The 23,835-nt window shown below is 69.1% G+C and carries 17 protein-coding genes; 11 read left to right on the top strand and 6 right to left on the bottom strand.

What is annotated here, in order from left to right; all coding sequences use genetic code 11:
- Nucleotides 1-83: 83 nt before the first annotated feature.
- From OHA19_RS11215 to eccE, 4 genes are all read right to left on the bottom strand, one after another.
- A complete protein-coding gene (locus tag OHA19_RS11215; protein WP_405750113.1) occupies nt 84-2,861 on the bottom strand; it encodes an SCO5717 family growth-regulating ATPase in 2,778 nt (925 codons plus the stop codon).
- A 327-nt stretch (nt 2,862-3,188) separates the two neighbouring features.
- Nucleotides 3,189-3,422 carry a DUF397 domain-containing protein gene (locus OHA19_RS11210; RefSeq protein ID WP_093548397.1) on the bottom strand — a complete coding sequence of 78 codons (234 nt, stop codon included), beginning with the start codon at nt 3,420-3,422 and terminating at the stop codon, nt 3,189-3,191.
- 82 nt (nt 3,423-3,504) lie between these two features.
- A complete protein-coding gene (locus tag OHA19_RS11205) occupies nt 3,505-4,215 on the bottom strand; it encodes a hypothetical protein (protein WP_405716919.1) in 711 nt (236 codons plus the stop codon).
- Nucleotides 4,212-5,552 carry a type VII secretion protein EccE gene (eccE, locus tag OHA19_RS11200; protein ID WP_405750110.1) on the bottom strand — a complete coding sequence of 447 codons (1,341 nt, stop codon included), beginning with the start codon at nt 5,550-5,552 and terminating at the stop codon, nt 4,212-4,214. Before eccE ends, OHA19_RS11205 begins: the two co-directional genes overlap by 4 nt.
- A 183-nt stretch (nt 5,553-5,735) precedes the next feature.
- On the opposite strand from eccE, the gene eccB reads away from it, so the two are divergent.
- The 7 genes from eccB (at nt 5,736) to OHA19_RS11165 (ending at nt 12,921) form a co-directional block, all read left to right on the top strand.
- On the top strand, nt 5,736-7,268 hold the full coding sequence (gene eccB / locus OHA19_RS11195; RefSeq protein WP_405750107.1) for a type VII secretion protein EccB: 1,533 nt from the start codon (nt 5,736-5,738) through the stop codon (nt 7,266-7,268).
- Nucleotides 7,269-7,281: 13 nt separating this feature from the next.
- Nucleotides 7,282-8,550: a type VII secretion-associated serine protease mycosin gene (mycP, locus tag OHA19_RS11190; protein WP_405750104.1), complete on the top strand. Its 1,269-nt coding sequence runs from the start codon at nt 7,282-7,284 to the stop codon at nt 8,548-8,550.
- A 125-nt stretch (nt 8,551-8,675) separates the two neighbouring features.
- Nucleotides 8,676-9,128 (top strand): hypothetical protein, encoded by a 453-nt coding sequence (locus OHA19_RS11185; RefSeq protein ID WP_405753236.1) that lies wholly within the window; start codon nt 8,676-8,678, stop codon nt 9,126-9,128.
- Nucleotides 9,128-10,822 (top strand): hypothetical protein, encoded by a 1,695-nt coding sequence (locus OHA19_RS11180; RefSeq protein ID WP_405750102.1) that lies wholly within the window; start codon nt 9,128-9,130, stop codon nt 10,820-10,822. The genes OHA19_RS11185 and OHA19_RS11180 overlap by 1 nt, the downstream gene beginning before the upstream one ends.
- Nucleotides 10,823-10,847: 25 nt before the next feature.
- Entirely contained in the window at nt 10,848-12,107 is a 1,260-nt protein-coding gene (locus OHA19_RS11175; protein ID WP_405750099.1) for a S8 family serine peptidase, read from the top strand.
- 87 nt (nt 12,108-12,194) lie between these two features.
- Nucleotides 12,195-12,554, top strand: coding sequence for a WXG100 family type VII secretion target (locus OHA19_RS11170; protein ID WP_382908737.1), 360 nt, complete (start codon nt 12,195-12,197; stop codon nt 12,552-12,554).
- Nucleotides 12,555-12,618: 64 nt separating this feature from the next.
- A complete protein-coding gene (locus OHA19_RS11165; protein ID WP_266729361.1) occupies nt 12,619-12,921 on the top strand; it encodes a WXG100 family type VII secretion target in 303 nt (100 codons plus the stop codon).
- A 132-nt stretch (nt 12,922-13,053) separates the two neighbouring features.
- On the opposite strand, the gene OHA19_RS11160 is transcribed toward OHA19_RS11165, so the two are convergent.
- Nucleotides 13,054-13,278, bottom strand: a complete 225-nt coding sequence (locus OHA19_RS11160; RefSeq protein ID WP_405750096.1) for a hypothetical protein — start codon at nt 13,276-13,278, stop codon at nt 13,054-13,056.
- A 269-nt stretch (nt 13,279-13,547) separates the two neighbouring features.
- Nucleotides 13,548-17,522 carry a type VII secretion protein EccCa gene (eccCa, locus tag OHA19_RS11155; RefSeq protein WP_405750093.1) on the bottom strand — a complete coding sequence of 1,325 codons (3,975 nt, stop codon included), beginning with the start codon at nt 17,520-17,522 and terminating at the stop codon, nt 13,548-13,550.
- A gap of 399 nt (nt 17,523-17,921) precedes the next feature.
- Here eccCa and eccD point away from each other — a divergent pair, with 399 nt between their 5' ends.
- From eccD to OHA19_RS11135, 4 genes are all read left to right on the top strand, one after another.
- The gene (eccD, locus tag OHA19_RS11150; RefSeq protein ID WP_405750090.1) at nt 17,922-19,424 is read left to right on the top strand and encodes a type VII secretion integral membrane protein EccD; all 1,503 of its coding nucleotides are present in this window, start codon (nt 17,922-17,924) and stop codon (nt 19,422-19,424) included.
- Nucleotides 19,425-19,612: 188 nt separating this feature from the next.
- Entirely contained in the window at nt 19,613-19,903 is a 291-nt protein-coding gene (gene rpsO / locus OHA19_RS11145; protein ID WP_003965855.1) for a 30S ribosomal protein S15, read from the top strand.
- Between the two features lie 333 nt (nt 19,904-20,236).
- Complete coding sequence (locus OHA19_RS11140; RefSeq protein WP_093548427.1) at nt 20,237-22,450, top strand: polyribonucleotide nucleotidyltransferase; 2,214 nt, start codon at nt 20,237-20,239, stop codon at nt 22,448-22,450.
- Nucleotides 22,447-23,826: a M16 family metallopeptidase gene (locus OHA19_RS11135; protein ID WP_405716930.1), complete on the top strand. Its 1,380-nt coding sequence runs from the start codon at nt 22,447-22,449 to the stop codon at nt 23,824-23,826. Before OHA19_RS11140 ends, OHA19_RS11135 begins: the two co-directional genes overlap by 4 nt.
- Nucleotides 23,827-23,835 lie beyond the last annotated feature (9 nt).

Raw genomic sequence — 23,835 nt, 5'->3', positions numbered from 1 at the left:
ACGGCGTGTGGTCTGCGGGAATGCGCAGAGGGTCCGCACCGTGGAGACGGTACGGACCCTCATTGGTTTAGACCTCTGACGCCTTACTGTTGAGGCGCTGGCGGCGGCTGCTGGGGCCATCCGGCGGGCGGTACCGGACCCTGCAGCTCCGGCGGAACCGGCTGGCCGGGCTGCCCCTGCTGCCAGCCGTTCTGCTGCGGTCCCGCGGGACCGGGCTGAGGCGGGTACGACTGCGGGGGCTGCTGACCGCCGTACGGCTGCTGTTGACCGCCGTACGGCTGCTGCTGCGGTTGCTGCGGGTACGCCTGCGGTTGCTGCGGCTGCTGTGGCGCGTACTGCTGCTGGCCGGGCATCGGTGGGGCGTACTGCGGCGGCGGGGTGGAGCCGTTCGAGGTCCACAGCCCCTGCTGCTGCTGGGCGCGAGAGAAGTCCTCGGCGACCATCGCGGAGAGATTGAAGTAGGCCTCGCGGGTCTTGGGACGCATCATGTCGAGGTCGACCTCGGCGCCGGCCGAGAGGTGCTCGTCGAACGGCACGACGACCACGCCGCGGCAGCGTGTCTCGAAGTGCTGCACGATGTCATCGACCTTGATCATCTTTCCGGTCTCGCGGACCCCGGAGATGACGGTGATGGAGCGCTGCACGAGCTCCGCGTATCCGTGCGCGGAGAGCCAGTCCAGCGTGGTGGACGCGCTGGACGCACCGTCGACCGACGGCGTCGAGATGATGATCAGCTGGTCGGCGAGGTCCAGCACCCCGCGCATCGCGCTGTAGAGCAGGCCGGTGCCCGAGTCGGTGAGGATGATCGGGTACTGCTTGCCCAGCACGTCGATCGCGCGCCGGTAGTCCTCGTCGTTGAACGTCGTGGAGACCGCCGGGTCCACGTCGTTGGCGATGATCTCCAGCCCGGAGGGCGCCTGCGAGGTGAACCGGCGGATGTCCATGTACGAGTTGAGGTACGGGATCGCCTGGACCAGGTCACGGATGGTGGCACCGGTCTCGCGGCGCACCCGGCGGCCGAGCGTGCCCGCGTCCGGGTTGGCGTCGATGGCGAGGATCTTGTCCTGCCGCTCGGTGGCCAAGGTCGAGCCGAGGGCGGTGGTCGTCGTGGTCTTGCCGACGCCGCCCTTGAGGCTGATGACCGCGATCCGGTAGCAGGACAGCACGGGCGTACGGATCAGCTCAAGCTTGCGCTGCCGCTCGGCCTCCTCCTTCTTGCCGCCCAGCTTGAAGCGGGACGCGCCGGAGGGCGTACGGCTGCTCTTCGCCTTCTGCTTGCCCCGGACCAGCCGGTCGGAGGAGAGCTCCACGGCGGCCGTGTACCCGAGCGGGGCGCCGGGCACGGAACGCTCGCGCTGGTCATGGGTGACCGGGGTCGGCCAGGCACCCCCGGTGCGGGGGTCCACGGGCTGCCCCTGCTGCGGGTGACCCTGCCCTTGTCCCTGCTGAGGCTGTTGGGGCTGGGCCGGCTGCTGAGGGGTGATCTGCGCGGGCAGGTGGGGCGTGGGCTGGGCCGGCTGGGGCGCCTGGCTCCCCTGCGGGACCTGCGGCGGCAGGGGTGTGCCCGGCTGCGCGGGCCACTGAGCGCCCTGGGGCGGGTTGGACGGGTGGGACGGCTGAGCCGGGTTGGACGGCTGAGGAACCTGAGGTGCCTGGGTTGCCTGAGGCATGTGAGGCGGCTGGGGTGCCTGCGGCTGGTACGGCGCTTGCGGCTGCTGCGACGCCTGCGGGAATCCGTAGCCGCCCTGGGGCGGGGTCTGCTGAGCCGGGGGAACGGGCTGCTGCGGGAATTCGTAACCGCCCTGGGGCGGCTGGGGTGCCTGTGGCTGCTGAGCCGCCCCGGCCTGCGGGAATCCGTAGCCGCCGGGCGCCTGGCCGGTCGGGCCCTGAGCGGGCCACTGCTGGGCCGGCTGGGGCGCGGTGGGCTGCGGCGCGGCGGGCTGGAACGAGGGCGGCAGCGGCGGCAGCCCGCCCTGCGGCGGCGCCGGGGCCCAGGGGCTCGGCGCGACGGGTGCGACGGCGCCCTGCGGTGCGTCGGCGGGCGGCACGTCCTGGGGGGCCGCGTCCGCGACGGCGGCGTCGGTGAGGGCAGGGGAGGAGTCCTGCGGCCCGGCCGCCGGGTCGTCGGCCGAGTCCGCGCCGGAGTCCGGGGCGGCAGCGCCATCGGGCTCCTCGGCGGACGCGTCCGAAGTCCGTGCAGAGGGGGAGGCGAAGGCAGAGTCGGAACCGGGCGCTTCACCCGTACCCGTACCGCTGTCACCGACACCGACACCGACACCGACACCGGTCTCCGCGGTGCCCGAGCCGAGGTCCGAGTCCGGTCCCGAGTCGCCCCCGGCATCGTTCCCGTCCGCCGCGCCGTCCGCTGCGTCGTCCGCTGAACGGTCCTCGATCTCCGCGATCTGCCGCTTCAGCGAGGCCGGCGAGAACCGCATCGTCGAGCCGCTCTCCACATCACCGCCCCCGAACGGGTCCGACACACCGCCGGAATCCCCCGTCCCGCCCGCGGGAGCAGGCGCGGCCTCACCCGTCGAGGACTGGGCGGGAACCGGCGCAGGCATGGGTGCGGCAGGCGCGGGCGGCGCCGGAATGGGCGCGGGCGGCGCCGGCGTCCAGTCGGAGTCGAAACCGCCCCCCGGAGACGGCGCGGGCACGGACAGCGGCGTTCCGCTCGGCGGCGGAGGCGGCGCCAGATGCGTACCGGCACCGCCCGACGAGTCCCCCGGCGCGTTCTGTGTGTACCAGGCGGGCGGGGTGTAGTCGATGGTGAACTCGCCCGTCATCTCTGCGGGCTCCGCGTCGGACGACTCGTCGACGGGCTTGTTCCAGCCCCCGCGGATCTCGTCCCGATCGCCGTTCACTTTGCCTCCTGGTGTGGTCGAGCACCCTTGTGCCGTGGTGGGTGGGGGCGACCGTTTCCGTCTGTCCGACCGCCCGGCTCTCCCCCTGGGACACGCAATGCCTGCCCGCAGGTTCCTCTGCCGCGCCCGGACCCACCCTAATCGTCATGGGGCTCGCTCCGGCAGGGCGTACGGCACCGCAAGATCTGTCCCGTGCATCACGTACTCGCGCCGATCGAACCGAATGCGGTGGAGCACACAGACCGAAGCTGTCGATTCGCGACATATCAAGACGCGGCGAAGGGGGGCCGCCGTCCTCGGGCAGCCACCCTTTCACCCGGCCCCTGCCTACGTGAGGTCGAACTCACCGTCCCGTGCACCCAGTACGAAGGCGCGCCACTCGGCCTCCGTGTAGCGCAGGACGGTCTCCGGGTCCAGCGACGAGCGCATGGCGACCGCGCCGCCCGGCAGATGCGCGATCTCGACCCGTTCCTCGACGTTCTCGGTCCCCGGTGCGCTCAGCCACTCCACATCCGAGATGTCGAGAGCGTAGAGCTCTTCCTTTTCCTGCTGGGTGCCCATGCCGGCGTCCCTTCGATCGTGCCGTGTCGTTCCCCCGCCATCCTCCCGGAAACGGCAGGTCCAAGGTCGCGAACGGAAGAGTTCAGTCCATCCGGCGAGCGGTGCCGAGCAGTCCGGTCTCTATGTCCGTCGGACTCGTCATCACCCAGTGGCGCTCGCCGCCCGCCACCCAGAGCGTGACACCGTCCGCCAGGGTGGGCAGGGCGTCGCTCTCGGCCCGGGCGAGCCCCAGGATCCGGCCGATCTGGTCCGCCTCGGCGGGCGAGACCCGCTGGACACCCACGAGCGTCGACGACCGCATCAACCGGGGCGCCACCGGGCTCAGATAGGGCAGCAGCGTCAGCACCGACTGCCAGGGCGAGGACACCACCCGGCCACGGGGCGGGCGCATCCCACAGTCCCGCACCACCACCACCGGGCTGCCCACGGTCGCTCCGGTCGGCGGAACCCGGCCCACGTCATGGAGGGAGACGCATTCGAGACCGGCACCCGCGGCCTGCGCCAGAGTCGTCCACGCCTGGGTGCGCCCGGTCTCGACCGCCACCCGAGCCCCGGTGGCCGCCGCACGCAGCGCCAGCACCTGAGCCGTCCACAGGCCGCCGATCAGCAGGACGTCGTACGGTGCCGGCCGGTGGAACCCGATCAGCTGCGGGTGCCCCTCGGCATCGGTGCCGATGATCACGCCGTCGTCCCCGACCGGCAACGACAGCGCGCCCAGGTGCTCCGCGGCCAGCGTGTGCCCCGCGTGACGCGGACCGCGCAGTCCCCGCCTGGGCTCGGTGCGATTCGTCACTGTGCGCCTCCCAGCGGGAGCGTCGCCAGCACGCCCGGCAACTGCTCGCGGTCCAGCCGCACCAGGCCGACCTTGGCGTGCCGTGCGGCCTGCTCCAATGTCCTTCGTACTCCGACCAGTTCCGTATCGGACCCGCCCGTGATCCGCACATGACCGGAGACCGAGACCTCGCCCTGGCGCGAACCCCGTCGCACCGTCAGGCTGAAGGTCGTCGCATACGCGGGAACCGAGGTCAGCAGCGAGACGAGGCGGGGAAGAGGGGTCGCCCCCCGGCCCAACTCGGGCCAGCGGTCCACCGCGTAGGCGGTGTGCCAGCGGTCGTCGCACCGCCAGACCCTCGTCGTCTCCGTCGTCCGCCGCTGCGCCGCGGCATCCGGGCGCCCGGCGCGGGCCGAGAGCATGGGATTGGCACACGCGGAAGTGGCCACGGCGGAGTGCAGCTCCTCCTGATCCAGCACCACGGCCCGGAATCCGGCCCCCGTGATCCGGCTCGCCACATGGTCCGCGACCCGGACCAGGCAACGCTGAGCGCCGCCGATGCCGCCCCCGCGCGCCTCGACCGCCTCCCGGCACAGTTCCGGATCCAGCTTCACGGCCACCCAGGTCATCCGCAGCGCGGGCGCCCCGATCTGCTCCTGGAGCGGGGCGTAGGAGAGCCGTGCCGCCGACTGCTGCGGCAGGTGCTGCGCCGGAGCGGGGCGTACCTGCTGCACGAGTTGCGCGGACTCCACCACGATGTCGTCCACCGAGAGGGCATCGCCCAGGAGGGACAACGGGAGCGCCCGCGCACCGCGCGCCTGGCGCAGCGATTCACCGCTGGCCTCGACCCGTACGACAGCCGTCAGGAACGTGCCGTCCCCGACCATGCCCACCGTGCGGCGGTCCCGGTCGACGTAGATGTACGGGGCGAAGCCCGGCACACTCTCCGCCACCGGCGCGAGCTGCGGCTCCGCATCCGCGTCGGACGCCACGGCCGTACGCCTGCGGTCGCGGAGCGCGAGCGCCGTCGACAGCCAGTCCTGCACGGCCCGGCCCCGGCGGCGTACCACCGCGAGCAGCACCAGCAGACAGGCGACCGAGACCGTGGGAACCAGCCAGGGGCCGCCGAGCGCGACACCCACCGCGGCGACCGCAAGGGCCGCCTCGACGAGCACCATCTGCCGCAGCACGGTGGCGGGGCGGCCGGTCCGCGAGATGGACCGCAGAGTCGTCGCCGCGGGTGCGCTCACCGGCGCGGCGGGTGCTGCTGTGGCTGGCTCGTTGCCCCGTTGCCGTTGGGAAGAACCGGACGCTCGATGGGTAGATCGCCCCGTGCGTTCGCGCGTCGCTGCACCCATCGCCGCGTTGCCCCCCTTGTATCCGTATGTACAGTTTTTTCACGGGTGTTGACCGGGCGATCACCCTACCTGAGCAGTGAGGGTCAAGTGCCAACAGGCGTAGCCGGGGGCCCAGTCGGCGACAGGGGCCCACGGTGCGTATGGGAACCTGGTCCCTCACTGGGGAAAAGGGGCAGCGGACAGATGGCATCACGGCGGGACGAACTCAACGCCTACACCTTCGCGAAGCGGCGGTTGATCGCACAGTTCCTGCAACCCAACCCGAGCGGTTCGGAGGAAGGCGCACCCCGCCCCCTGCGTGCGGTGGTGCCCGGCACGATCGTCGGTGTCGTCATCATCGCGGCGTTCGGAGCCTGGGGGATGTTCAAACCCGTGGCACCCCAGAAGTGGGACACCCCGTACGAGAACGTCATCATCGCCAGCAAATCCACCACCCGGTATGTGGTGTTGAAGACCGATGGCAAGACTCAGCTCCACCCGGTGCTGAACATGTCCTCCGCCAAGCTCCTGCTCGACCCGGACAAGGGCAAGGTCATCAACGTCGACGAATCGGTCCTCGACAACGGCAAGATCCCGCACGGCGCCACGCTCGGCATCCCGTACGCCCCCGACCGGCTGCCGGACAAGGACGAAGCCGGTTCGAAGAAGCGGTGGGCCGTCTGCGAGCAGCCCGGCGAGGGCGGCAGGGCCATCCAGAAGGCGGCGTTCGTCTTCGCGGAGCGAGACCAGAAGAAGACCGAGGGCGCGGACCGGCTGCGCGGCGGTGAGCTGATGTACGTCGAGGGTCCGGGACCGGACAGGACCCGCTACATCGTGGACGCCACGGGCAAGGCGTACAAGGTCAAGAAGGACGAACTGCTGCTGCGCACCCTGGTCGGTGACGGCCGCGCCCCCCAGCGGGTCTCCGCCGCATGGCTGGCCACCCTGCACACCGGGGACGCGATCGACTTCCCGGCGCTTACCGGAACCCCCGCTGCCGACGCGGGCATCCAGGGGGAGCTGCCGCCCGAGGCGAACAAGGTGGGCATGGTCCTCGCGGCGACGTCCGGCACCAGGACCCAGAAGTACGTGGTCCTGCCCGGCCGGGTCGCCCCCGTGTCGGACTTCGTCGCGAAGCTCCTGCTCAGCAGCCGGGACCTGGTCGGCCTCGGCCAGGACGGCAAGGAGAGGTCCGTCAGCGCGGGAGCGTTCGAGCCCGGCGAGGCGTTCGGCCAGAACATGGACTGGCCCAAGAGCGAGCCGAAGCCCGTCAACTCCGGGAGCACCGCGGCCGGCAGCCGCAACACCGTGTGCAACATCCTGCGCGGTGTCGACACGAAGAGCGGCGCCACCACCCTCAGCACCTGGGCGGGCACCGGCTTCCCCGCAACGCTCCCCACCGGCTCCAGCAGCGCCTACGTCACCCCCGGATCCGGCCAGCTCTTCCGGCAGTTCAAGGGATCCAGCGCCGACTCCGGCCCCCTCTTCCTGGTCACCGACACCGGTCTGCGCTACGCCATGCAGTCCAACGGCGACGGTGAGCAGGGCGACTCCGGCATCGGTGAATCAGGCACGAAGGAGGAGCGGGCGCAGCGGCAGCAGGAGGCGCAACAGGCGCAGAACCAGCTCGGATACAAGGACGTCGTGCCCGCTCCCGTCCCGGCCGCCTGGTCCTCGTTCCTGCCCACGGGACCACGCCTGTCGACCGGCGCGGCCCGCCAGCCGCAGGGTTCCTGAGGGGCGTATCCACATGACGACGCACACCTCTCCGTACCGGCGTCCGCTGACCGTGGCAGCCGCCACCGCCGTCCTCTTCGTCACGCTGCCGGTACTGCCCGCGGCGGCGGAGGACTCCACCCAGTGCACCTTCGGCTCGAAGATGTACGCGGGCCGCCCCTGGTCGTTGCAGCGCGTCCTGATGGACGAGCTGTGGAAGCAGTCCACCGGCAAGGGCGTACGGGTGGCTGTCATCGATACGGGCGTGGACATCAAGAACCCTCAGCTCAAGGGGGCCGTGGACACCAGGAGCGGCCGCAATTTCCTGGACAAGGACATCAAGGACGAGAGCGGCAACAAGATCGAGCGGGGCAAGGAGGACGGCACCACCGATACGGTCGGCCATGGCACCAAGGTCGCCGGAATCATCGCTGCACGAGAGGTGAAGGGCACCGGCTTCACCGGCCTGGCCCCGGACGCGACGATCATCCCGCTCCAGCAGAACGACGCCGAGGGCCACGGAACGGCCAAAACACTCGCCGACGCGATCACCTACGCAGCCGATGTCGCCCACGCGGACGTCATCAACATCTCCCAGGACACGGCCAACGCCGTGGAGCCCGCGATCGTGCTGAAGCAGGCGGTGGACGCCGCCCTGGCCAAGGAGATCGTGATCGTGGCCTCCGCCGGCAACGACGGGCTCGGCGGCAACATCAAGAAGACCTACCCTGCCTCGTACCCGGGTGTCCTGGCCGTGGCCGCGTCGGACCGCAACAACGAGCGGGCGGCCTTCTCCCAGTCCGGCGACTTCGTCGGCGTGGCCGCCCCCGGCGTGGACATGATCTCGACGGTCCCCGGCGGCGGACACTGCGCCGACAACGGCACCAGCTTCTCGGCCCCGTACGTCGCGGGAGTCGCCGCCCTCATCAAGGCCAAGCACCAGGACTGGACGCAGGAACAGATCGTCGCCCAGATCGAGCAGACGGCGGAACGCTCCGTGGCGGGCCACGACCACCTGGTGGGCTGGGGCGTCGTCGACCCGGTGCGTGCCCTGACGGAGGACGACAAGCCCATCGAGCACCCGGTGGCACACGAAGGCGTGAGCAAGGGCGAAGCGCCGACACCGGCCCAACTCCACCTGGGCGAAACGGCGGACGAACGCAACGCACGCCTGGCGACCTACGTGGTGGTGGGCGGGGCGGTGCTGGTCGCCGCGATAGCGGGCGTCGCCGTGGCCGTACGCGATGCCCGACGGAGATCCACGCGCAGGTCGACCGGGAATCGTTCTGCTGAAGTTACGTGATGGATAAGAAGGTTGGCCCTGTCGTAGGCAGTGGCTAGGGTTTGTGCAATGAGGTCGGACAGGTTCACGCGGATGCGATAGCAACGCGAGGCGGTCCGAGCAAACGGGGAAACGGGGAGGGCAGGATCGTGGCCGGTCCAGGCGACCTCCGGCGCGGTGTCGGCGCGCTGGAGAAGTTCAGAGGGCGTGTCAACACGTTGCTCGCCGAACTTGAGGGTTCGGCGGCAGGCAAGTCGAAGATCGCGGCGCAGACGGTGTCACGCGCCGCGCTGAGCGGCCAGAACGCGTGCTTCGCGGAGGCGGACGGGCTGTACACGCAGTACAACCGCGTCCACGAGGAGCTCGTCTCGCTCTCCAAGTCGCTCGGCGACCAGATCGAGTACTTGAGCCTGGGCGTGCACGCGGCGGCCGTCGGCTTCGACAACGTGGACGACGACGTGCGGCGCCGGTTCCACGAGATCCAGGCGCGCCTGGACAAGGAGCAGGAGAAGGCGCACGGGGAGAAGGCCGAGAAGCCTGAGCAGCCGCGCTCCGACGGCAAGGCCGGCTCTGCCTATGACGACTTGGGGGACAGCTGATGAGCGACGACAAGCGGCCGGAACTGACCCCCAAGGAACAGCAGGCGCAGGACCAGCAGCGCGTCCAGAACCAGCTGATCGCCACTGACGTCAACCGGCAGGTCCAGGACGTCATGGACCTGTTCCCCTTCGGAGGTTCGGGCACATCAGGACGGACTTCGTTCGAGGGCTTCGACCTCAACGCGATGATCGACCTGATCGAGCACTCCAACCCGGAGCACCTCGAAGAGGCGGGTGAGGCGCTCCTGGGGGCACGGAGAGCCATCAGCAAGGCCGCGAACGAGCTCGGCGACTTCATCAAGGCCGTCGACTGGGAGGGCGAGTCCGGAACCGCTTTCCGCGACTGGGGCAAGGGCCTGGTCGCCCATGCCCTGAAGCTGGGCGATTTCGCGGAGGCCGCCGGAATCCAGATCACGGTCGCGGGCACTGGCCTCGCCTCGGTGCGCAAGTCCCTGCCGCCGCGTGACAACCGCCTGGACCCGAAACCCGTCGAGAAGATCGAGGCCCCGAAGCGGGTCGAGGGTAACCCGGAGTACGCCGCGGCGCTGAAGGTCGAGAAGGACCGTCAGGAGGCCATCAACCAGGCGAACCGGCTGGCTTCGTACTACGCGGTGTCGGAGGAGACGCTGGCGGCGCAGGCGCCGCCGCGGTTCGAAAAGAAGCTTGATGTTGCGATGCCGAGGCCGCAGGGGTACATCGAGGATAGGAACGTACCCGGTGCTTCTTCCGCAGGTTCCGAAGCGATGGGCAACGGCACGACACGGGATCACTCGGAGCGCGCTGCCGCAGCCTATGCCAGCACCTCAGGCGTCACCGGAAATCGAGCTGCGATCGATGCACTCGGAACTGCACCTGCGCCGGACACAAGCACTGCGACGGAGATCGATAGTGTGAAAGCGCCACCGGCCCCCGTGACCGTTCCCGATGTGTCTCCCGCGCCGCCGACTGCAAATCCCACGAGCCCCAGTACAAATTCGACTCCGCCCATGGTGAATGAGTTCGTGAACCCTGTGGCAGGTGGCTCGCGGCGTTCCACGCCACCAACCGGGCTGCCCAGAGCAATTGGGCAGCCCGGAAAGAGTGGCCCCACGAGCAGCGGACCTACGACGACCGGGCGCACCGGAGCTCCGGTTGGGCGTCCGGCTCCCATTGGCGGTGGCCCGGGCTCAGGCACGCCTGGGCGTCCTGGCGGAGGGGGGAGTCAGCCACCCGCTGCTGGTCGGACTGGTGTGACTGGTGGCAGGCCCGTGACAGGCAGTCCTGCAAGTGCCTCCAAGTCACCTGGCCCGCGTACTGGGCGTGCCAGGGCCATCGTAGGTGGGACCCCACAGCGCACCGTTCAGGGCACGGACTCGTCGAGTGGGAATCGTGGCGTTCCGCGCGGAACGGCTATCGGCGCCGGACAGCGCGGAGTGATCGGAGCCGGCGGATCGAACGGTGCGAATCGACCTGGGGGGCGGGGGACTCCCAGCTCGAAGGGCGTCGTAGGTACGCCTCGTGGTGCTGCCGGATCCGGCTCGGGTGCGAGGGGCTTCACGGCTGGAGGCGCGGGCCTCGTACGTGGTCCCGCGGGGCGACGGGATTCCGACAATGAGGACCAGACCGGCGGCACCTCGCGCCCGGACTACCTGTCGGAAGACAGAGAGACGTGGGAGGCCGGACGGCGTGGAGCCGCACCTCCGGTGATCGAGTAGGTACAGGGAAGGTTCGGAAGTCAGGATGACAGCAGGAATGAGCCAGACCCGGAAACGCCGTATGCCTGTCGGATTGGGTGGGCGTCTGCTCGGCGCTATGGCAGTGACTGCGGCTTGGAGCATGGGATTCGCAGGGGCGGTAACCCCTGCGGTTGCGGCGGATGTGCAATCCAAGCAGTGGTATCTCGGCCCGATGCATGCGGAGGAGATGTGGAAGGTCAGCACGGGTGAAGGCATCAAGGTCGCTGTCATCGACTCCGGTGTCAACCCATCAACGCCGTCCCTGAAAGGGCAGGTCCTGAAAGGTTTCGACGCCACAGGGGCCGACGGTGATGAGTACGACGACTATGACGGGCATGGCACATCCATGGCCGAGCTGATTGCCGGAACGGGCAAGGGCGGAGGTCTTCAAGGCCTTGCTCCGGGCGCGAAGATCATCCCGTTTCGAGTCACCGATACAGAGTTTCAGAACAAGCATTCGGTGAACGCCAATGACACCGAAGACGCTATCCGGGCCGCAGCGGACAGCGATGCGCGGATCATCAGCATGTCGATGGCGAGCGATTTCCCAGGTCGAGGGGAACGAGAAGCAGTCGAGTACGCGGAAAGCAAGGGAAAGCTATTCATCGCAGGAGTTGGAAACAACGCCAAGGAAGGCAACAAGGAACAGTTTCCCGCTTCGTATCCCCAGGTGGTGGGTGTCGCCGCAACTGACAGTACTGGCAAGGCCTCCACGTACTCTCAGCACGGGAGTAGCGTAGATATCGCTGCCCCCGGAGACGGTATTCCAACCTGGTGCGATAAGAAGTTTCAGCGTTACTGTGACTCCGTGGGCGGGACCAGCCAAGCTACCGCCATCACGTCAGCCTCCGCCGCCCTGATCTGGTCCGCCCACCCCGACTGGACGGCCAACCAGGTTCTCAACGTCCTCTTCGACACGGCTGGACGAGGCGACTGGGAGAAGGGCACTCTCAGCAACTACCTCGGCCACGGCATCATCCGTCCGGCCGTCAACATCCTCAAGGGCAAGGGAAACCCCGGCGCCCCGGGCATCAGCCCCCTCACCAAGGGAAAGACGTCCGGTTCCTCGGCCTCCCCAGCCGCCTCCGCACCAAGTTCGTCACAGCCCCAGAAGAAGGAAACGGCTGAGGACACCGTCGTGGCAGGCTCCAGCAAGGAGAAGGACGACGGCAGTCCGCTCGCCCTGATCATCGGCGGAGCGGCAGCGGTCATCGTGCTCGGCGGCGGAGCCTTCGCGCTCGTCCGTAAGCGCCGCAGCGCCTGACTGACCTACTGACCCTACGCTCTTCACCCGTACCCACCGGCGAGCAAAGCCGGTCCGAACAAGCGCACCAGGAAGGAAGCCGAGATCATGGCTGATCAGAAGCTCTCAGATGCCGCACTCCTCAAGCTGGAGGGTGAGCTCTCCACGCGATTCGACTCAGTGAAGGGCCAACTGAAGACGCTCCAGGGGACGATCGACGGCCTGGAAGGCCACTGGAAGGGCATCGGCGCCGGCGAATTCAACAAGAAGCAGGATGCGATCAACCGGAGGATGGTCAGCATCGCCAAGCGTCTCCTCAATTTCCAGGAGGCCATCAAGGCGGCGCGCACCATTTCGGGCAACACCGAAGACGAAATCCGGCAGGCGTTGCAGGGCGTCGACGTCGTCGACGGTTACTCCGGTGACGCGAAAGCAGAGGCCAGGACCTCGAACCTCAACTACTTCTGACCTGGCCACGACTGCGACACGTACGACGCTTTCACACTCAACCTAGATAACACGGGAGGACCGCATGCCGAGCAACCACGACGGCACGATGGTTGTCACTTACGCAAGCCTGGACCTCGCGGCCGGCGCCATTGACCTGCAGAGCAAGAAGCTCCAGGAGGACCTTGCGGCCATCCAGCAGATGATCCGCAATGTGTCCGAGCTCTGGGTGGGCGAGGCCAAGGAGGCTTACGACACCGCCCAGAGGGGCTGGGACGCCGACGCCACGGCGATTCACGGCGCCCTGAGCGAGATCTCGCGCAAGGTACGAGATGCCGCTGCGGCTTACCAGGCCGGCGACAAGCGGGCGAGGGCCAACTTCGAGTAGAACTCGACAGATCACAGCTCAGGGTGGGCACGCACGGGAGGTGCCCACCCTGACCTGTTTCCCGTACATCAAGCCGAGCTGATCAAGTCCGGCCAGGACCTGACCTGATCGGCGCAGCCGCTGCCGCCGTGTTCAGAACCGCTGGATCTTCTCGCCGTCCGGCACCTGGTAGCAGCCGGAGACGACCATCAGGCTCAGCTTCGGTGGGTCGTTCTTGGCCATCTGGACGACTTTGACGCTGTACTTCTTCTTGTCGTTGTCGGCCGTGAGGTTGATGTTCTTGTTCTTGCTGGTGTCCGGCCCGTAATCGACGACTCTCCAGCCGTGCTTGGGCAGCTCCGTCTTGAGTCGCTTCATCGCCTCGTCAAGATCATTCGCCGATGCCGGGTAGAAGCTCCAGGGGTGAAAGATCTGGAAGTACTTCTCCTGGTCTTTGCCCGAGCATTCTGTGACTCCCGGACCGCGGCCCGAATCTCTCGCTACCCACCCTTCGAGCGGCAGCCGCGTCGGCGGACACGTGCCGGCGCCGGGTGCAGGGAGCGCAGGGAACACGAGGAACGCAGACGGGGCACGGCCGGTCGTTTCGACCGTAACCGTGCCCCGCCCCGCCCACCGAGCCCGCGAACCTACCGCTGCCCGTCCATGAGCCCCGTCTGCACCAGCGGATTCCCGCGCCGCCGGGTGACGAAGACCCCGCGCCCCGGAGGCATAGGCCGCGGTCGTACGTTGCCGAGGACATCGCCCTCGATGGGGTCGCCCGAGAGCATCAGGCCCTGCGCGCCCAGCTCCATGATGCGCTGCATGAACGACTCGTACAGGGCCCGTCCGGCACCCGCCGTGCTGCGGGCGATGATGAACCGGACGCCGACGTCACGTGAGAACGGCAGCATCTCCGTGAGCTTGGCCAGCGGGTTTCCGCTGGACGTGGAGACCAGGTCGTAGTCGTCGACGACCACGTACACCGTCGGGCCGCTCCACCAGCTGCGTTCGCGCAGTTCCTGCGCCGTGACGTCGGGCGACGGCGTACGACGCTTCATCAGGTCGTACAGCGCGTCGACGTGATGCTCCATGTTGTTGGACATGGGCACGTACTCGGCCAGGTGCGTCGCAGGGGTGACGTCCAGGAGTGCTCGCCGGTTGTCGATGATGAAGAACTTGCAGGTGTTTCCCTCGTACCTCTCGCTCAGCTGCTTGATGAGCAGCCGCAGCAGGTTCGACTTGCCGGACTCGCTCTCGCCGAACACCAGGAAGAACGGGTCGCGCTCGAAGTCGAGGAAGACCGGCTCCAGGTTGTTCTCGTCGATGCCGAACGCGACGCCCCGCTCCGGGTGCGCGTAGCCCGGGGGCAGTTCGTGCACCGGGAGCTCGCGGGGCAGCAGCCGGACCGCCGGGGCGGGCGCCGCGGTCCAGTGCCGGGCGACCTCCTGGTTCATGGCCGCCGTCGCCTCGGAGAGGTCGCTGTCGGAGTTGATGCCGTCGATCCGCGGTACCGCCGCCATGAAGTGCAGCTTCTCCGGCGTGAGACCACGGCCGGGTACCCCCGCGGGCACGTTGACCGCGGCCTTGCGGTCCAGTTCGGAGTCCATGACGTCGCCGAGTCGCAGTTCGAGCCGGTTCATCAGGTGGTCCTTGAGGGTGGCCCGGACCTCCATGGAACGCGACGCCGTGACGATCAGGTGGATGCCGTACCCGAGGCCGCGCGCCGCGATGTCCAACGCTGCCGGTTCCAGGGCCTCGTAGTCCGTACGGAAGTTGCCCCAGCCGTCGATGATCAGGAACACGTCGCCCCACGGCTGGTCCGTGGCCGAGATGTCGCCGCGCGCCCGCATCCTGCGGAAGGTGGCGATGGAGTCGATGCCGGCGCTGCGGAAGTACTCCTCGCGCCGCGCCATGATCCCGTACACCTCGGAGACCGTGCGCCGCACCCGCTCGGGGTCGAGCCGGGAGGCGATCCCGCCGACGTGCGGCAGGCCGGAGACAGAGGCCATGCCGCCGCCACCGAAGTCGAGTCCGTAGAACTGGACCTCCTGCGGCGTGTGGGTGAGTGCGAAGCCCGCGATGAGCGTGCGCAGCAGCGTGGACTTTCCGGACTGCGGACCACCGATGATCTGCATGTGACCCGCCGCACCGGAGAAGTCCCGGTAGAGCGTGTCGCGCCGCTGCTCGTACGGCTTGTCGACGACGCCGAGCGGTACGACGAGGCGGCCCGAACCCTCGAACCCGGGCTGGGTCAGCCCACGGCCCTCCACCGCGGAAAGCCCCGGGAGCAGCTCGTCCAGCGACGGCGGGTTGTCCAGCGGGGGGAGCCACACCTGGTGGGCGGAGGCCCCCCGGCCCTCCAGCCTGCGCACGATCACATCGAGCACCGTGTCCGCCAGGGCGTCGTCCTCCGGCGTACGCGCGTCGGGCACGGAGGCGCTCGGCTGCGGGCTCGGCTGCACGTACCGCACCGGCACCGGAGCCGCCGTGAACACCACCGGCCTGCGGTCCAGCGGCAGGGGCCCGGAGGACACGGCCGGCTGACCGCCCGAGCGGTACACCCCGGAGACGTATGCGGCCTTGAAGCGCACCATCTCGTCCGTGCCGTACTTCAGGTACCCGGAGCCGGGGACGTTGGGCAGGTGGTAGGCATCCGGCACACCCAGCGCCGCCCGGGACTCGCCCGCCGAGAACGTGCGCAGACCGATCCGGTACGACAGATAGGTCTCCAGACCGCGCAGCCGCCCCTCCTCCAGGCGCTGCGAGGCCAGCAGCAGATGGACGCCCAGCGAACGGCCGATGCGTCCGATCTGCACGAACATCTCGATGAAGTCGGGCTTGGCGGTGAGCAGTTCGCTGAACTCGTCGATGACCAGGACGAGAGAGGGGATGGGCTGCAGAGGAGCGCCCGCGGCACGCGCCTTCTCGTAGTCGTGGATGTTGGCGTAGTTGCCCGCGTCGCGCAGCATCTCCTGCCGGCGGTTGAGCTCACCGCTGATGGAGTCGCCCATGCGGTCGACCAGCGTCAGATCGTCCGCGAGGTTGGTGATCACCGCTGCGACGTGGGGCATCTGCGCCATACCGGCGAAGGTGGCGCCACCCTTGAAGTCGGCGAGGACGAAGTTGAGCGTCTCCGAGGTGTGGGTGACGGCAAGGCCGAGTACCAGCGTGCGCAGCAGCTCGGACTTTCCGGAACCGGTGGCGCCGACGCACAGACCGTGCGGCCCCATGCCCTCCTGCGCCGCTTCCTTGAGGTCCAGCATCACGGCGCCGCCGTCCTCGCCGACCCCGATCGGGACGCGCAGCCGTTCCGCCTGGGAGCGGGCCCGCCAGGTCCTGCTGACGTCGATCGAGGCCGCGTCACCGAGGTTCAGCAGATCGGTGAACTCGAGATTGGCGAGAAGTGGTTCGTCGTCGTCCCCGCCCGAGGCCACATGGAGCGGCGCCAACTGCCGCGCCAACGCTTCGGCGGCCTCTTGGCTGAGCAGGTCGGGAACGCCGTCGTAGACCAGTCCGTGCCCGGACTCCAGCTGGAGCAGATGGGGTTGCACCACGACGGACAGGCCGCCGCGTGCCCCGTGGACCTCACCGGGTACGACCTCGATGACCGTCACACCCTGGAGGCCCTCGGCCGCGGCCAGCACGGACACCGGCGATACGGACTGGCCGTCGAGCACGACGACGACATGCGGCTGGTCCATGAGCGGCTGGCCATCGGGCTGAAAGCGCGGCCGGCCGTCGAGCCGGGGCGCGAGCATCTCCTCCAGCTCACCGACGCTCGTGGTGATCAGACGGCGGACGCCTGCACCGTCGACGAAGCCCGGGGTCTGGACGTGCGGAAGCCACTTCGCCCATTCCCAGCGCGGGGCGGCGTCCTGGTCCGTCGCGACGGCGATGACCAGGTCCTCGGGGGAGTGCAGCGAGGCGAGCGCACCGACCATCGCACGGGCCGCGGAACGGACGGACTCCGCCTCGCCGCTGATCGTCAGGTGGTAGAAGGCGCGCAGCGAGACCGCCATGGGCAGGCCGTCCAGCGTGCTGTGGGTCGTCAGGAACTGCTGCATCGCCCCGGCGGTCAGCGGCTCCAGCTCGTCGACCGGCGCGGTGTCGGGTGCGATGAGCGGCGTGGCGAGTTCCTGACTGCCCAGGCCGATGCGCACCTGCGCGAAGTCGGCGTCACCGACGCGGCGCTCCCAGACCCGGCTGCCCTCGGCGACGAGCGCCCACAACTGGTCCGGGGACGGGTGGAGATAGAACTGTGCGTCGCGCTGCTTCCGGGCCGTCTTCAGTACGGCTCGCCTGGTCTGCGTCAGGTACTTCAGGTAGTCACGCCGCATGTCGGCGAGCTGTCCCTGGGTCCCCCGCCGGAAGCGGACCATCATCGCCACGGCCATGGCGACCGTCGAGGCGATCATGATCATGCCCATGATCCGCATGATCGGGTTCGGGGTCATGAAGAAGAAGACCACGGAGCCACCCATGCCGAGCATCGGCAGCAGCTGCATCATCACCCCCTCCTGCTGGCCGCGAGGCAGCTCGGGCGGAGGTTGCAACTGCACCTGCTCGTCCGGCACTTCGGAGGGCAGAGCCCGCGGTGGGCGCTTGACGACAATCTGGCTCACAGCTCACCAATTCCCTTGCCGGACAGAACTGTTCGTATCGGCGCCCCCGTGGCGACGGGTTCCATCCGCGGGAGGATCCTACTGGCGTATGGAATGACACCGGGAGCGGTAGGGTGTCGCAACGCGTGTAAGCATTCGCTAACCACCGCAAGGAAACGGCCGTTCGGGGCGCGAGAGTTGTCCCGCGGTCCCCGGTGGATCGGCGCGCGGCGTCGGATGCGGTGCATCGCAGGGCGGAGGAACGGCCGGGCACTGGATGTGTTCGGGCGTTCCGGCAACGCGGCGAGGTGCCGTGGCCGCACGTCTTGCGCCCGCAGGGGATCAGCGGGACAACCCTCGGCGAGGTCCGCGATCCCCGGTTCGTTTCAGGAGAACGATGAGGGGGAGCAGCAGGTGACTATGACGGCCCAAACGGCGGCCACCGGACAAGGACGGCCCGGTCCCGGAGTTCCGGCCGACAACGGAACCGGCTTCTGCCGGGTCACGGTCGTCGCGCCCGACAGCCGCGTCGACGTGGCGCTGCCCGAGGACATCCCCGTCGCCGACCTGTACCCGGAGATCCTCCGGCTGTCGGGACAGAGCCCCGCCCAGGGCGCACCGGTCGGCTATCACCTGGTACGTCGCGACGGCACCGTCCTCGACGGCGGGCGCACCCTGGCCGGTCAGCGCATCCTCGACGGCGAGCTGCTGTCCCTGCGCCCCTTCTCCGAGTCGCTGCCCCCCGCGGTCTTCGACGACGTCTCCGACGCGGTCGCCACCGCCGTCGCCCGCGACCGCACCCTCTGGGGCGACAGCCTCATGCGCGGTGCCGGGCTCTTCGCGGGGGCGCTCCTGCTGGTCCTGCTCGGTTTCGTGCTGTGGAACTCCGGCCCCCGGCACGACATGCACGGGCTGCCGGGCGTCCTCGCCGCGATCGTCGCCGTACTCGCCCTCGCGCTCGCCTGCGTACGTGCCCGCGTCTACGACGACCGGGGATCGTCCACGGCGCTGGGCATCGGCGCGCTCGCGAACGCCGGGGTCTCCGGCGCCGGGCTGCTGTCGCTCAGCGAGGGGCAGGGCATCGGCAGGCTCCAGTTCCTGCTCGCCTGCGCCGCCGTACTGGTGGTCGCGGTGATCCTCATGATCGCCGCCCCCGGCGGGGACGGAATCTTCGTCGCGTTCGTGTTCGCCGCAGCCGTCGGCGTACTGGTGACCTTCGTCGCGATCATCGCCGGCCTGGAACCCGCCGAGACCGCGGCGATGTGCGCGCCGCTCTCCGTGGGCGTCCTCGCCTTCCTGCCCGGTCTCTCCACCCGTTTCGCCCGCCTCCCCATCGGCTTCGAGCCGCCCCGCACCACCGCCGGTGACTACGGGACGTCCGAACCGGCCCCGCAGGGCCCGGTCGACGCCGACCGCATCGCCGCCCAGGCGCGCCGCGGCCACGAACTGCTCGTCGGCCTGGTCGGCGGATGCGCGCTGGTGGCCGTGGGCGCCGCCGCCGTCCTGGGATTCTCGGACAGCATCTGGGGCCAGCTGCTGGCGCTCGCCACCGGAATCGCCATGCTGATGCGTTCCCACCTGTTCCGTTACACGGCCCAGGTCGGCTGCGCACTGGCGGCGGGGCTCGGCGCACTCGTGCTCCTGGGCCTCGGCCTGTCCCTGAACCCGCCGCTCGAAATGCTGCGCGACGCCGCCACGGGGGACAGCACCGCGCTCGACATCCGTACGATCTGGCTGGCCGCGGCCGTCGCGGGCGCCGCCGCTCTGATCACCGCCATCGGACTGATCGTGCCGCGCAAGGGAGTGACCCCGTTCTGGGGGCGCTTCCTGGAGATCGCCGAAGCGTGTGTGCTCCTGACGCTGATCCCCCTGTGCCTCGCCGTTTTCGACCTCTACCAGTCGATCCGCGCTCTCACCAGCTGACCCCGCGCACCCGCCCGGCCGACCCGGCTGCGCCGGACTGGTACGCTGTGTGACGGCCGTTTGTGTACGCGCTCCCGGATCATCCTGGGATCTGCGCTCATCGGACCTTCGCCTCCGAGTCATGGAAGCTCCCCTGCGATCAAGACCAGGGGCACTCGTGGGCGCATCGAACATCAAGAGGAGTACGCGTGCCGCTCGACGCCGCTACGAAGAAGCAGATCATGTCCGAGTTCGCCCAGAAGGAGGGTGACACCGGATCCCCCGAGGTCCAGGTCGCGATGCTCTCCCGCCGGATCTCGGACCTGACGGAGCACCTCAAGACGCACAAGCACGACCACCACTCCCGTCGTGGCCTGCTGATCCTGGTCGGCCAGCGTCGCCGCCTCCTTCAGTACCTGGCCAAGAAGGACATCCAGCGCTTCCGTGCCCTGGTCGACCGCCTCGGCATCCGCCGCGGTGCGGCCGGCGGCGCCAAGTAGTTCGCCGTGAAGGGAGCGGTTCCCACCACTGAGGGGGCCGCTCCCTTTGCTGTACGTACGATTGTGCGTACGCGGGCAGCCACCGGACGTGACGCTTCGCCCGCACGGCCGGAAATGCCAAGCAGAACCGAACCTCAGTAACCTGGTCGGAGAACGACCGACAGACGAGCGAGAAGCAGACCTCCCCGCCGCCGGTCCTCGGTAGTGGCCCCCGGACTCATCGACCCGGGTGCTTCGATCGAAGACCGGCCCGCCGATGGAGGGCTTCTCCGCTACGTCCCCCGCCACACGGGCGTGGGGGCGAGAAGACGATATGTATCGGAGAAAACGCTAGTGGAGAACGAGACCCACTACGCCGAGGCCGTTATCGACAACGGAACCTTCGGCACCCGCACCATCCGCTTCGAGACGGGCCGCCTGGCCAAGCAGGCCGCCGGCTCCGCCGTGGCGTACCTGGACGACGACACCATGGTGCTGTCGGCCACCACCGCTTCCAAGAAGCCCAAGGACCAGCTCGACTTCTTCCCCCTCACGGTGGACGTCGAGGAGCGGCAGTACGCCGCTGGCAAGATCCCCGGCTCCTTCTTCCGTCGTGAGGGCCGGCCCTCCGAGGACGCGATCCTCACCTGCCGCCTGATCGACCGCCCGCTCCGCCCCTCCTTCAAGAAGGGCCTGCGCAACGAGATCCAGATCGTCGAGACGATCATGGCGCTCAACCCCGACCACCTGTACGACGTGGTCGCGATCAACGCCGCCTCCTGCTCCACGCAGCTGGCCGGCCTGCCCTTCTCCGGCCCGGTCGGCGGCACCCGTGTCGCCCTGATCAAGGGCCAGTGGGTCGCCTTCCCGACGCACACCGAGCTCGAGGACGCCGTCTTCGACATGGTCGTCGCCGGTCGCGTCCTGGAGGACGGCGACGTCGCGATCATGATGGTCGAGGCCGAGGCCACCGAGAAGACCATCCAGCTCGTCAAGGACGGCGCCGAGGCCCCCACCGAGGAGGTCGTCGCCGCCGGTCTCGAGGCCGCGAAGCCCTTCATCAAGGTCCTCTGCAAGGCCCAGTCGGACCTCGCCGCCAAGGCCGCCAAGCCCACCGGCGACTTCCCGGTCTTCCTGGACTACCAGGACGACGTCTTCGAGGCGCTCGCCGCCGCCGTGACGTCCGAGCTGGCCCAGGCGCTCACCATCGCCGGTAAGCAGGACCGCGAGGCCGAGCTGGACCGCGTCAAGGAGATCGCCGCCGAGAAGCTCCTCCCGGCCTTCGAGGGCCGCGAGAAGGAGATCTCGGCCGCGTACCGCGCGCTGACCAAGAAGCTGGTCCGCGAGCGCGTCATCAAGGACAAGGTCCGCATCGACGGCCGTGGCGTCACGGACATCCGTACGCTCGCCGCCGAGGTCGAGGCCATCCCGCGGGTACACGGCTCGGCGCTGTTCGAGCGTGGCGAGACCCAGATCCTGGGCGTCACCACCCTCAACATGCTCCGCATGGAGCAGCAGCTGGACACCCTCTCCCCGGTGACCCGCAAGCGCTACATGCACAACTACAACTTCCCGCCGTACTCCGTCGGTGAGACCGGCCGCGTGGGCTCGCCCAAGCGCCGCGAGATCGGCCACGGCGCCCTCGCCGAGCGCGCCATCGTGCCGGTGCTGCCGACGCGCGAGGAGTTCCCCTACGCGATCCGCCAGGTCTCCGAGGCGCTGGGCTCCAACGGCTCGACGTCCATGGGCTCGGTCTGCGCCTCCACCATGTCGCTGCTGAACGCCGGTGTGCCGCTCAAGGCCGCCGTCGCCGGTATCGCCATGGGCCTGATCTCCCAGGAGATCGACGGCAAGACCCACTACGTCGCCCTCACCGACATCCTCGGTGCGGAGGACGCCTTCGGTGACATGGACTTCAAGGTCGCCGGTACGAAGCAGTTCGTCACCGCGCTCCAGCTCGACACCAAGCTCGACGGCATCCCCGCCTCGGTCCTGGCCGCCGCGCTGAAGCAGGCCCGCGACGCCCGCCTCCACATCCTCGACGTGATGAACGAGGCCATCGACGTCCCGGACGAGATGTCCCCGAACGCCCCGCGGATCATCACCGTCAAGATCCCGGTGGACAAGATCGGTGAGGTCATCGGCCCCAAGGGCAAGATGATCAACCAGATCCAGGAGGACACCGGCGCCGACATCACGATCGAGGACGACGGCACCATCTACATCGGTGCCGCCGACGGACCGGCCGCCGAGGCCGCCCGCGCCACGATCAACTCGATCGCCAACCCGACCATGCCGGAGGTCGGCGAGCGCTACCTGGGTACGGTCGTCAAGACCACCACCTTCGGTGCCTTCGTCTCCCTCATGCCGGGCAAGGACGGCCTGCTGCACATCTCGCAGATCCGCAAGCTCGCCGGTGGCAAGCGCGTGGAGAACGTCGAGGACGTGCTCGGTGTCGGTGCCAAGGTCCAGGTCGAGATCGCCGAGATCGACTCCCGCGGCAAGCTCTCCCTGATCCCGGTCGTCGAGGGTGAAGAGGACGAGAAGAAGGACGACGCTGCCAAGTGACGTCCCGTAGTTCCGTGACGACGGCCCGCGCCTCCTCGAAGGCGCGGGCCGTCGCCCGTACCCAAACGCTTCTCAAGGGCACCGATGGCATCGGTACGGTCCGCCGCACCGTCCTGCCCGGCGGTCTGCGGGTAGTCACCGAGACCCTGCCCTCCGTACGCTCCGCCACCTTCGGCATCTGGGCCAACGTCGGATCACGCGACGAGACCCCCACGCTGAACGGCGCGACGCACTACCTCGAGCACCTCCTCTTCAAGGGCACCGCCAAGCGCAGCGCCCTGGACATCTCCGCCGCGATCGACGCGGTCGGCGGCGAGATGAACGCCTTCACGGCGAAGGAGTACACCTGCTACTACGCACGGGTCCTCGACACCGATCTGCCGCTGGCCATCGACATCGTCTGCGACATGCTGACCGGCTCGCTGATCACCGCCGAGGACGTCGACGCCGAACGGGGCGTGATCCTCGAAGAGATCGCGATGACCGAGGACGACCCGGGCGACTGCGTGCACGACCTGTTCGCGCACACCATGCTCGGCGACACCCCCCTCGGCCGCCCGGTCCTCGGTACCGTCGACACCATCAACGCGCTCGACCGCGGCCGGATCGCCCGCTTCTACAAGAAGCACTACGACCCCACGCACCTGGTCGTCGCCGCCGCGGGCAACATCGACCACGCCACGGTCGTACGCCAGGTCCGCAAGGCCTTCGAGCGGGCGGGCGCCCTGTCCCGCACCGACGCCGTCCCGGTCGCCCCGCGCGAGGGCGCCCGCACCCTGCGCACCGCGGGCCGGGTCGAGCTGCTGAACCGCAAGACCGAGCAGGCCCATGTCGTCCTCGGCGTACCCGGCCTGGCCCGCAACGACGACCGCCGCTGGGCACTGGGCGTCCTCAACGCGGCCCTCGGCGGCGGCATGAGCTCACGCCTCTTCCAGGAGGTACGCGAGAAGCGCGGCCTCGCCTACAGCGTGTACTCGTACACCTCGGGCTTCGCCGACTGCGGACTCTTCGGGGTGTACGCGGGCTGCCGGCCCAGCCAGGTCCACGACGTCCTCAAGATCTGCCGGGACGAACTCGACCGGGTGGCGTCCGAAGGACTGACCGACGAGGAGATCGGCCGCGCCATCGGGCAGCTCTCCGGCTCCACGGTCCTCGGCTTGGAGGACACCGGCGCGCTGATGAACCGCATCGGCAAGAGCGAACTGTGCTGGGGCGACCAGATGTCGGTCGACGACATGCTGGCCCGGATGGCACAGGTCACCCCCGACGACGTGCGCGAGGTCGCGGACGAGGTCCTAGGACACCGCCCCTCCCTCTCCGTCATCGGCCCGCTCAAGGACAAGCAGGCCGACCGCCTCGAAGAAGCGGTCTCCTAACCCCACCGT

The sequence above is a fragment of the Streptomyces sp. NBC_00012 genome, assembly GCF_045040875.1.
GTDB lineage: Bacteria > Actinomycetota > Actinomycetes > Streptomycetales > Streptomycetaceae > Streptomyces.
The sequence above is the reverse complement of the archived record's forward strand: the minus strand, read 5'-3'. Positions and strand labels throughout refer to the sequence as shown.

What these genes read in the sequence shown, in the direction of transcription:
- OHA19_RS11210 (WP_093548397.1), bottom strand. Translation starts at nt 3,422, where the DNA reads ATGGGCACCCAGCAGGAAAAGGAAGAGCTCTACGCTCTCGACATCTCG.
- eccE (WP_405750110.1), bottom strand. Translation starts at nt 5,552, where the DNA reads ATGGGTGCAGCGACGCGCGAACGCACGGGGCGATCTACCCATCGAGCG.
- eccB (WP_405750107.1), top strand. Translation starts at nt 5,736, where the DNA reads ATGGCATCACGGCGGGACGAACTCAACGCCTACACCTTCGCGAAGCGG.
- mycP (WP_405750104.1), top strand. Translation starts at nt 7,282, where the DNA reads ATGACGACGCACACCTCTCCGTACCGGCGTCCGCTGACCGTGGCAGCC.
- OHA19_RS11180 (WP_405750102.1), top strand. Translation starts at nt 9,128, where the DNA reads ATGAGCGACGACAAGCGGCCGGAACTGACCCCCAAGGAACAGCAGGCG.
- OHA19_RS11175 (WP_405750099.1), top strand. Translation starts at nt 10,848, where the DNA reads ATGACAGCAGGAATGAGCCAGACCCGGAAACGCCGTATGCCTGTCGGA.
- OHA19_RS11170 (WP_382908737.1), top strand. Translation starts at nt 12,195, where the DNA reads ATGGCTGATCAGAAGCTCTCAGATGCCGCACTCCTCAAGCTGGAGGGT.
- OHA19_RS11165 (WP_266729361.1), top strand. Translation starts at nt 12,619, where the DNA reads ATGCCGAGCAACCACGACGGCACGATGGTTGTCACTTACGCAAGCCTG.
- OHA19_RS11160 (WP_405750096.1), bottom strand. Translation starts at nt 13,278, where the DNA reads ATGAAGCGACTCAAGACGGAGCTGCCCAAGCACGGCTGGAGAGTCGTC.
- eccD (WP_405750090.1), top strand. Translation starts at nt 17,922, where the DNA reads ATGACGGCCCAAACGGCGGCCACCGGACAAGGACGGCCCGGTCCCGGA.